11 protein-coding genes and 2 pseudogenes are annotated in these 9,308 nt (G+C 69.7%); 7 read left to right on the top strand and 6 right to left on the bottom strand.

The genetic code is table 11. The features are described from left to right. The first annotated feature begins 13 nt into the window (after positions 1 to 13). Entirely contained in the window at positions 14 to 1,204 is a 1,191-nt protein-coding gene (gene dnaJ, locus AOZ13_RS02680) for a molecular chaperone DnaJ (RefSeq protein WP_020220860.1), read from the top strand. Here dnaJ and AOZ13_RS02685 read toward each other — a convergent pair. Continuing rightward, positions 1,188 to 1,739, bottom strand: a complete 552-nt coding sequence (locus AOZ13_RS02685; RefSeq protein WP_020220861.1) for a hypothetical protein — start codon at positions 1,737 to 1,739, stop codon at positions 1,188 to 1,190. The genes dnaJ and AOZ13_RS02685 overlap by 17 nt on opposite strands. A gap of 84 nt (positions 1,740 to 1,823) precedes the next feature. Between AOZ13_RS02685 and AOZ13_RS02690 the strand changes: the two genes are divergently transcribed. Both AOZ13_RS02690 and AOZ13_RS02695 read left to right on the top strand, forming a co-directional pair. After that, a complete protein-coding gene (locus AOZ13_RS02690) occupies positions 1,824 to 2,945 on the top strand; it encodes a pyridoxal phosphate-dependent aminotransferase (RefSeq protein ID WP_020220862.1) in 1,122 nt (373 codons plus the stop codon). A gap of 43 nt (positions 2,946 to 2,988) precedes the next feature. After that, positions 2,989 to 3,477 (top strand): NUDIX hydrolase, encoded by a 489-nt coding sequence (locus tag AOZ13_RS02695; protein ID WP_020220863.1) that lies wholly within the window; start codon positions 2,989 to 2,991, stop codon positions 3,475 to 3,477. Here AOZ13_RS02695 and AOZ13_RS02700 read toward each other — a convergent pair. Then, a complete protein-coding gene (locus AOZ13_RS02700) occupies positions 3,447 to 4,400 on the bottom strand; it encodes a TIGR03557 family F420-dependent LLM class oxidoreductase (RefSeq protein WP_020220864.1) in 954 nt (317 codons plus the stop codon). The genes AOZ13_RS02695 and AOZ13_RS02700 overlap by 31 nt on opposite strands. A gap of 138 nt (positions 4,401 to 4,538) precedes the next feature. Here AOZ13_RS02700 and AOZ13_RS02705 point away from each other — a divergent pair, with 138 nt between their 5' ends. Together AOZ13_RS02705 and AOZ13_RS15200 are read left to right on the top strand one after the other, a co-directional pair. After that, the gene (locus AOZ13_RS02705) at positions 4,539 to 5,288 is read left to right on the top strand and encodes a competence/damage-inducible protein A (protein ID WP_020220865.1); all 750 of its coding nucleotides are present in this window, start codon (positions 4,539 to 4,541) and stop codon (positions 5,286 to 5,288) included. 88 nt (positions 5,289 to 5,376) lie between these two features. Beyond that, positions 5,377 to 5,511, top strand: coding sequence for a hypothetical protein (locus tag AOZ13_RS15200; RefSeq protein ID WP_020220866.1), 135 nt, complete (start codon positions 5,377 to 5,379; stop codon positions 5,509 to 5,511). Between the two features lie 51 nt (positions 5,512 to 5,562). Here the strand turns inward: AOZ13_RS15200 and AOZ13_RS02710 are convergent, their stop codons facing one another. From AOZ13_RS02710 to AOZ13_RS02720, 3 genes and pseudogenes are all read right to left on the bottom strand, one after another. Beyond that, positions 5,563 to 6,744, bottom strand: coding sequence for a redox-regulated ATPase YchF (locus AOZ13_RS02710; RefSeq protein WP_020220867.1), 1,182 nt, complete (start codon positions 6,742 to 6,744; stop codon positions 5,563 to 5,565). A gap of 39 nt (positions 6,745 to 6,783) precedes the next feature. Then, complete coding sequence (locus AOZ13_RS02715; RefSeq protein WP_020220868.1) at positions 6,784 to 7,215, bottom strand: VOC family protein; 432 nt, start codon at positions 7,213 to 7,215, stop codon at positions 6,784 to 6,786. Between the two features lie 166 nt (positions 7,216 to 7,381). Continuing rightward, positions 7,382 to 8,253: pseudogene (locus AOZ13_RS02720) on the bottom strand (acyltransferase). A gap of 63 nt (positions 8,254 to 8,316) precedes the next feature. Between AOZ13_RS02720 and AOZ13_RS02725 the strand changes: the two are divergent. Beyond that, positions 8,317 to 8,520 (top strand): DUF5800 family protein, encoded by a 204-nt coding sequence (locus AOZ13_RS02725; RefSeq protein ID WP_020220870.1) that lies wholly within the window; start codon positions 8,317 to 8,319, stop codon positions 8,518 to 8,520. Between the two features lie 40 nt (positions 8,521 to 8,560). Beyond that, positions 8,561 to 8,953, top strand: a complete 393-nt coding sequence (locus AOZ13_RS02730; protein WP_020220871.1) for an SHOCT domain-containing protein — start codon at positions 8,561 to 8,563, stop codon at positions 8,951 to 8,953. 28 nt (positions 8,954 to 8,981) lie between these two features. Here the strand turns inward: AOZ13_RS02730 and AOZ13_RS02735 are convergent. After that, positions 8,982 to 9,308: pseudogene (locus tag AOZ13_RS02735) on the bottom strand (peptidase); the annotation flags it as partial.

Here is a 9,308-nt window from a genome sequence, read left to right on the forward strand (position 1 = left end):
CTCCACCTACCCGATGAGTCAGGACTTCTACGACGCGCTCGGGGTCGATCGCGACGCCGACGAGAGCGAGATCAAGAAGGCGTACCGCAAGAAGGTCAAGCAGTACCACCCGGACGTGAGCGACGAGCCCGACGCCGAGGAGAAGTTCAAGACGATTCAGAAGGCGAAGGACGTGCTCACCGACGAGGACAAGCGCGAGGCCTACGACCGCCTCGGCCACGAGCGCTACGAGGAGGCCGAGAAGCACGGCGCGGACCCCGGATCCGGCGGAGCGGGCGGCGCCGGCGGGATGGGCGGCATGGGAGGCATGGGCGGTGCCGGCGGTATGGGCGGCGCCGGCGGGATGGGCGGTGCCGGCGGCATGAACGACATCTTCGAGCAGTTCTTCGGCGGGGGCGGACGCTCGCAGGACCCGAACCGACCCCAGCAGGGGCAGGACCTCCGGACGCGAATGGACATCGACCTGCAGGAGGCCCACGACGGCGCGACGAAGCAGCTCACCGTCACGCGCCCCGAGTCCTGTCCGGAGTGCGACGGCAGCGGCCATCCCGCCGATGCGGACGTCCGCACCTGTCCCGAGTGCGACGGGCAGGGGCAGACGACGACCGTCCAACAGACGCCGCTCGGCCGCGTCCAGCAGCGCCAGACGTGTCGGCGCTGCGGCGGCGAGGGGCAGATCTACAGCGAGAACTGCGACGAGTGCAACGGGCAGGGCACCGTCCGCCGCGAGGCGACGCTCACCGTCGAGATCCCCGCGGGGATCGCCGACGGGCAGACCCTCCGCATGGAGCGCGAGGGCGCGCCCGGCGAGAACCGGGGGCCGAACGGCGACCTCCTCATCGAGATCTCCGTCGAGAGCCATCCCGAATTCGAACGCGACGGCGACGACCTCGAACACCGCCATCCCATCTCGTTCCCGCAGGCCGTCTTCGGCGCGACGATCCAAGTGCCGACGCTCGACGGCGAGGTCGAGTTCGAGGTGCCAACGGGTACACAGAGCGGCGAGCGCTTCCGCCTCCGCCGGAAGGGCATGCCCCGCCTCCGCGGCCGCGGGCAGGGCGACCTCTACGTCACCGTGCAGGTCGTCACGCCCGAGTCGCTCAACGAGGAGCAACGCGAGGCTCTCGAAGCCTTCGCGGAAGCGGGCGGCGAGGAGGTCGACGTCGAGCAGGGCTTCTTCGAGAAGATCAAGAACAGCCTGTAGCCGTTATTCTGTGGGGCTTCGCCGCGCCCGCACGGCCCGCCAGACGAGCGCGGCGGCGCCGGAGATACGGGGGGCGCGTGTCCCTGTACGTCCCGACGGCGAGGGCGGCGAGCGAGAGCCCGTAGACGACGAACGGCAGTTCGCGGAGCCAGTAGACGAACGGGAAGCCGCCGGCCGCGTCCGTGGTGAGGCGGTAGGTGTCGCCCTCGTTGACGACGGCGCAGATGCCGCGGCCGGGGGCGATGTTGTCGCTGTACGTGAAGTCCGCGGGCCAGTCCTCGCGGCCGTAGACGGTGTCGTAACCATCGGGCGACTCGATGGCGCGCTCGACGGCGGCGCGCCCGCCCGCGGAGAGGTCGTCGGCGTGGAGCACGGGCGTCGCGTTTCGCACCTGCGACTGGTCGATTTTCTCGACGGAGAGCGTCGCCTGCTCGCCCCAGTCGTTCATCGTGAACGGAGCGCCGACGAGCGTGAGCGCCACGAGGCCGGCGAGGGGGGCGACGACGAGGCGGGCGTCCGGGTGTCCATACGCCAACCAGTCACAGTCACGACAAGTTCTTTCGAGTGCCCGACTCGCGAACCCGCGGGATTTAATCGGGTGCGCGCCGCCCTCGCACACATGAGCGAGTTCTCCGAGCGCGTGGAAGCCATCGACATCAGCGGCATCCGGAAGGTGTTCGAGGCGGCGAGCGAGGACGCGATCAACCTCGGGTTGGGCCAGCCCGACTTCCCGACGCCCGAGCACGCCCGGCAGGGCGCCATCGACGCCATCGAAGCCGGGAAGGCGGACGGCTACACGTCGAACAAGGGGACGGCGAGCCTCCGCGCGGCGATCGCGGAGAAGCACGCCCGCGACAACGCGTTCACGGTGTCGCCGGAGGACGTCATCGCGACGTCGGGCGGGAGCGAGGCGCTCCACCTCGCCATCGAAGCGCACGTCGACGACGGCGAGGAAGTGCTCTTCCCCGATCCGGGCTTCGTCTCCTACGACGCGCTGACGAAGCTCGCGGGCGGCACGCCCGTCGGTCTCCCGCTGCGCGATGACCTGACGCTCGATCCCGCGACGGTCGAGGAGCACATCACGGAGGACACCGCGGCGTTCGTCGTGAACTCCCCGGCGAATCCGACGGGTGCGGTGTCGCCCCCCGAGGACATGCGCGAGTTCGCGCGCATCGCCGAGGAGCACGACGTGCTCTGCATCAGCGACGAAGTCTACGAGCACATCGTCTTCGAGGGCGAACACCGTTCGCCGATGGCCTACGACGAGTCGGGGAACGTCGTCGTCGTGAACGCCTGCTCGAAGACCTACTCGATGACTGGCTGGCGCCTCGGCTGGGTGACCGGCACCACGGAGCGCGTCGAGCGGATGCTCCGCGTCCACCAGTACGCACAGGCCTGTGCGTCCGCGCCCGCGCAGTACGCTGCGGAGGCGGCGCTCACCGGACCGCAGGAGTCCGTTGCGGAGATGGTGTCCGCGTTCGAGGAGCGCCGGGACGTCCTCTTAGACGGTCTCGAAGACATGGGACTCGACGTGCCGACGCCGAAGGGCGCGTTCTACGCGATGCCCGAGGTGCCTGACGGGTGGGTCGACGCGGTGCTCGATCGCGGCGTCGTCGTCGTCCCCGGCGGCGCGTTCGGCGATCGCGGCGCGGGGTCCGCCCGGATCTCCTACGCGACGAGCATGGCGAACATCGAGGACGCGCTCGACGCGATGCGCGAGGCGACCGCCGCGGTCCGCTGACCCGTCCGCGGGGTTTTAGCGACCGTCGCTCGAACGTTCGCGCATGTCGAGCGAACCCCGTCGCATCGAGGAGAAGGCCTACGCGTACGTGACGCGCGACGGGTCGGACCTCCTCGTCTTCGAGCCGCCGGACGGCGAGGGACCACAGGTCCCGAAGGGCGGCGTCGAACCGGACGAAGATCCCGCTGACGCCGTATTGCGCGAACTCCGCGAGGAGACCGGACTCGGAGACGCGACGCTGTGCGCGCACGTCGCCACGGACGAGTGGTCCCACCTCACGAAGCCGAAGGCCTATCGCAGATACTTCTACCACGTTCGCGTCGACGCGGTACCGGACCGGTGGTCCCACGAGGTCACCGGCGGCGGCGAGGACGACGGCCTCGTCTACGCCTGCTATTGGGTGGATCTCGCGACGGCCGCCGAGCGACTCGTCCGTGAGCAGGGGGCGTACCTCGACGCGCTCGACGACGCCGACTGCGGGGACGCGAGCGACGGCGTCACTCAGAACGCCGACAGGACGTCCTCCTCGTAGAAGTCGAAGAAGGCCTCCTGATTCGGCCCGACGTTGTGGACGTAGACGTGGTCGTAGCCCGCGTCCACGAACTCCTGCAGGGCGGCGATGTGTGCGTCGGGATCGGGATCCGTGAGCGTGTGGCCCTCGCGGACGTCCTCGCGGGTCACGTCCTCGCAGGCGTGCTCGAAGTGGGCGGGCGTCGGGAGTTCCGAACTCAGCGGTCCCGCGAGTTCGCCCGTCGGCCACCAGTCGGACACCGTCTCGACGGCTTCCTCCTCGGTCTCGGCGTAGCAGACCGCGAGCTGGCCGTACGTCGGGCCGTCGCCGCCCGCGTCGCGGTACGTCTCGACGACGCCCTCGTTCGGGCCGACGCAGACGATTCCGTCGCCGACGGCCGCGGCCGTCCGCGCGCTGTGCTCGCCGTACGCCGAGACGTAGATCGGCGGCGTCTCCTCGGGGAGCGTGAAGAGCTGGGCGTTCTCGACGGTGTAGTGTTCCCCGTCGTGGCTCACCATCTCGCCGCTCCAGAGCGCTCGTACTACGTCGATGGCCTCCTCCAGCATCTCCAGACGGACGTGATGCGGCGGCCACTTCGCGCCGGTGACGTGCTCGTTCAGGCGCTCGCCGGTGCCGACGCCGAAGAAGAACCGCCCGTCGAGCATCGACGCGGTCGTCGCCGTCGCCTGCGCGAGGTTCGCGGGGTGCTCGCGGATGATCGGTGCGGTGACGCCCGTCCCGACCTCGATGTCGTCCGTCGTCTCGGAGACGGCGCCGAGCGTGCTCCACACGTAGGGCGCCTCGCCCTGCTGGCGGATCCACGGGTGGTAGTGGTCGGAGATCGGCGCGAAGTCGAAGCCGCGCGCCTCCGCCTCGGCGGCCAGCGACGCCAGTTCGCTCCCGTCGTGCTCCTCGCTCGACAGCGCGTAGCCGAATGCCGTCATGCCCGTGTGAACGAGCGCCGGCGGGTCGTGCTTTCGGGCCGCGATCGGTCGCCGCGCGACGGCTCCCCCCGCTCACCGTTCGGCCCGTCACCCGCCGCTGCCACACGCTTTAATCGTCGCGCCGTCCTCCACTCCCGCATGGAAGTCGCGATCCTCACCGTCGGTGACGAGCTACTCGCCGGCGACACCGAAAACACGAACGCGTCGTGGCTCGGCCGACAGCTCTCCGCGCGCGGTGCGTCAGTCGAGCGCGTCCTCGTCGTCCCGGACGAGCGCGCGACCATCGCCGAGTACGTCCGCGAGTGGCGCGACGCCTACGACGCCGTCATCGTCACCGGTGGGCTCGGCGGGACGCACGACGACGTGACGATGGACGCCGTCGCGGACGCCGCCGACGTCGACCTCCACGTGCCCGACGAGGCCCGGGAGGCCGTCGAGCGCGCCGCGCGCGCCTATCGCGACGCGAACCCCGCGGAGGCCGAGCGCTTCGAACTCGACCTCGACGTCGAGTCGTGGGCCACCGTCCCCGAGGACGCGCGCGTCATCCCGAACGAACCCGGTCTCTCCCCCGGTGCGAAGGTCGGCGCCATCGACGACGGCGGCGCGATCTACGTCTTCCCGGGCGTCCCCGACGAGGTCCACGCGATGTTCGACCTCGTCGCCGGGGACTTCGGCGGCGACGTCGTCTCCGAGATCACCTACACGAGCGCCCCCGAGGGGGCCATCGGTCCCGACCTCGAAGCCGTCCGCGACGCCTACGACGTCGCCGTCGGCAGCTACCCCTCCGGCGAGGGTCCGAATCGCCTGAAGGTCACCGGCGAGGACCCCGAGGAGGTCGCCGCGGCGCTCGCCGACCTCGAGGAGCGCGTCGAGTCACCGGCCGAGTGATCGGGGCGGACGGTCCCGCACGCGACCGATCGCGTCGGGGATAGATTTAACAGCCGCTACCAGAAAGTATATCATTGGGGATCGCACCATGCCAGTTCCAACGTATCCGAGCGACGAACCGGACCGTCGCGGTGGTGCCCCCGACCTCGACGACCTCGTCGGGCGCATCATCCGCGGGAACGACGAGCGCGAACGTGCGCCCGCACCGACGTGCGGGCCGTAGCGGGACGGCCCACCGTCGGACGTGAGCGCCGGGTCGTTTTTTCGCCAGTCGTCACGTCGCCGTGCTGACGATCTTGATGACGTCGCCCTCCTCGAGTTCGTAGTCCTCCGCGACCTCCCGCGAGGTGCGGGCGTTCACGGCGTGGAGATACCCGTCGCCGATGTCGGAGTGGACGGCGTACGCGAGGTCTTTCGGCGTCGACCCGCGCGGGAGGAGGAAGGCGTCGGGGAGCATCGTTCCCGTCCCGTCCGTCCACTTCGCGGCGTCCTGCACGGGGTAGGCCGTGAGGTGATCGAGCAGGTCGTACACCGCGTCGTTCAGCGCCGTCTGGACTCCGGTGCCGCCGTACGCGGCCATCGTCTCGCGCAACTCGGAGAGGAGAGACGCCTGCTCCTCCGGGAGGTCGCCCGTCACCTCGAAGGTCTCGTCGCCGGGATCGTAGGTGAGGACGCCCGCGTCCGCCCCGCGGCGGAGCGCGAGTTCGCCCTGCGCGGTCGCGGGAATCACGGGCTTGTCGAGATCGCGGAGGCGCTCGACGTACTCGTCGGGCGCGACGTCGATCTTGTTCGCGACGACGACGATCGGTTTCGTCCGCGCGCGGATGTCGCGCGCGAGCGCCTCCCGATCGTCGTCGGTCCACTGGATCGGGTCGTCGGGGTAGTCGAGCGTGCGGAGCGTCGCCATCACGTCGTATTCCGTCGCGCCGAAGCCCGTCAGGAGGTCCGTGACGGCCTCCTCGATGTCGAATCCGGGGCTGCGCGACTGGCGCTCGACGGACTCCCAGTTCCGGTTCACGATCCCGGTCAGCCAGAGGTCCATCTCCTCCTCCACGAAGTCGATGTCCTCCACGGGATCGTGCGTCCCCACCTCCACGGGTTCGCCCTCGGGACCCGTCCCACCGGAGGCGTCCACGACGTTCAGGATCGCGTCCGCGTTCGTCAGTTCGTCGAGGAACTGATTGCCGAGACCGCGTCCCTCGTGCGCGCCCGGGACGAGACCCGCGACGTCGAGCAACTCGACGGGCACGTAGCGCGTCCCGTCGCGGCAATGCTCGCTATCGCAGCGCTCCTCGCGGTCCGTGCAGGGACAGGTCGTCCGGACGTGCGTGACGCCGCGGTTCGCGTCGATCGTCGTGAAGGGGTAGTTCGCCATCTGGACCTCGGCCATCGTCGCCGCCGTGTAGAAGGTGGACTTGCCGGCGTTCGGCTTGCCGGCCAGCGCGAGGGAGAGCATGGGAAGGGATAGCAGGAGGACGCGAAAGGCCGTTTCGCTTCAGCCTTCGAGGACCTCGATCAGGTTGCCGTCCGGGTCGCGCACGAAGAGGATGGTCGTTCCGCTCGCCGTCGTCCGCGGGCCGTCCGCCAGCGTCTCCACGTCGTCGGGCAGCGACTCGTGGAAGGCGTCGAGATCCGGCACGGAGAGACCGAGATGCGTCGCGCCCGTGTCGTTCACCGCTCCGCCGCGAACGTCGTCGCCCGCGGGATCGTAACTGACGAGTTCGACGCGCGCGCCGTCCGCATCGAGGTGCGCGAAGTCCGCGCTCGCGCCCTCGACGGCGACGCCCTCCGCGAACGCCTCGCCGGACACCTCGAACTCCGCGAGGACGTCGAGACCGAGGACGTCGCGGTAGAACGCGAGCGCCTCGTCGAGATCGGAGACGGTGATACCGAAGTGGTGCGCGCTTGGTGTCGCGTCGTCGCTCATATCGCCCTCTCGCGTCGCCGCTCGCAAATAGCTGTCTCACTCGCGTCGCGGTACCGATATCCCACCGTGCAGTCCGCTCACGCCGCTCGTTCGTTCATCCGCACCTGCGGTCTGCTCACGGAGCGCTCCGCTCACCGTTCGCGTGTCCGTCCGCGCGTAGCGTGGACTACTCCGGATCCCGGCGTGGCTCCCGATCGAGCGTCATCTCGCCGCGCGCCCGGATGCCGCCGTCGATGTCCGCGTCCGGGTGGACGACGACGTTCTCTCCGGAGACGTCGCCGAGGATCAGCGCGCCCTCGCGGACGTAGACGTCGCCGCCGCGCGTCGTCACGTCGCCGTGGACCTTCGTGCCGACGCCGACGACGACGTCGGCCTGCGCGCGCAGCTCCCGAAGAGATTGGAGTCGGCACCGACCTCGATCTCCGTCGCGCGGACGTTCCCGTGGAGGCGACACGCGTCGCCGATTTCCGCGGGCGCGGAGGCGCGCCACGCGTCGTCGCTGACGTGCGCGCCGCGCGGGATCGTGATGGGCGGGGCATCCGTCTCCGCGCTGAGTTCGTCGATGAGTTCCTGCGCTTCCGCCTCCTCGCCGAGGCGCAACAGCTGGGCGAGGTAGGTCATGAAGAAGACGACCGTCGGCATCGGATTGCGGATGACGATCCACCCGTTCGCCTCGAAGCCCTCCTCGATGTCGACGTCGTCGCCGATGTCGAGGTCCCCGCCGACGACGAGACGGCCCGCGATGTGCGCGCGCTCGCCGAGGTAGGCGTCGCCGCTCGCGAGGACGTTACCGTCCACGTCGCTCCACATGTCGAGGCGGACGTCCGCCTCGGCCTCGATGTCGCCGCCGAAGCGCGCGCGCTCGCCGGCGACGACGTTCTGCCCGCGGACACCGAACTCGACGGTGCTCTGCCCGCCCACGAGGACGTCCCCGTCGTTCACGAGGTCGTGCTCCTCGACGGTCGTGCCGTCGGGGAGCCGCAACCGATCGAGTGGGTCCGAACCGAACACGGCCGTACGGAGCCACCCCACCGCCATAAAGGACTCGTCGGACGCCTCGCCGACGCGCCCCTTTTATCCCCTCGGCACCGAGTCGTCGGTATGACAACGCTCTCCTTCGACGAGGACGGCGTCGACGTCGTCTACGAGGGGACGGAGTTCCGCCTCGAACGCGACCTCGTCGAGCAGGCCACGCAGAAGGACTACTTCGACGTCACCGATCACGAGGTCCTCCGGATGGTCGAGGAGGACCCGACCCTCTCCGGGGAAGCCCGACAGATCGGCGACATCGTGGACGCGCAGTAGGCCCGTTCCTTTCTTCTCCGCGGCACTCCATCGTCAGGATATGGACGACTGGCTCAAGGCCGTACTCGCGCTCGGCGTGCTCTTCGTCGCGGCGCCGATCCTCGCGATGCTGTTCCTCACGCCGATGCTGGGCGGAACGTACGGTTCGACGGGCGGGATGCACGGCGGCGGAATGTACGGTTCGACGGGCGGGATGCACGGCGGCGGAATGTACGGTCCGATGGGTGGCGCGTACGGCGGGAGCGTCCTCCTCCGACTCGCCGTCCCGCTCGTCGTGCTCCTCGCGCTCTGCTACGGCGGCTATCGGCTCCTTCGCGCGGGCGACGGCGAGGACGCCGCGCTCCGCGAACTCCGCGAGGCGTACGCGCGCGGCGATCTCACGACGGAAGAGTACGAGGAGCGTCGCGAGCGACTCGACGACTCGCGGGAGTAATCGCGAAGAGGGAGAGAGACCGGGAGACCTAGGCGAACGTCTGCGAGACGTCGGGTTCGTCGTCGTGGTCGAGCTTTTCGAGGGCGTTGCGGAAGTCGCTCATCGTCACTTCCGTGCGGTCGTCGCGGATGGCGTACATGCCGGCCTCGGTGGTGACGGCCTTCACGTCCGCGCCGGAGAGTTCCTCGCTCTCGCGGGCGAGGACCTCGAAGTCGACGCCGTCCGCGACGTTCATGTCGCGGGTGTGGATCCGGAAGATCTTCGCGCGACCCACCTCGTCGGGCTTGGGCACCTCGATGAGGCGATCGAAGCGGCCCGGGCGCAGGATGGCGCGATCGAGCATGTCGAAGCGGTT

Origin of the sequence: Halarchaeum acidiphilum MH1-52-1, from assembly GCF_000474235.1 — an archaeon.
Classification (GTDB): Archaea; Halobacteriota; Halobacteria; order Halobacteriales; family Halobacteriaceae; genus Halarchaeum; species Halarchaeum acidiphilum.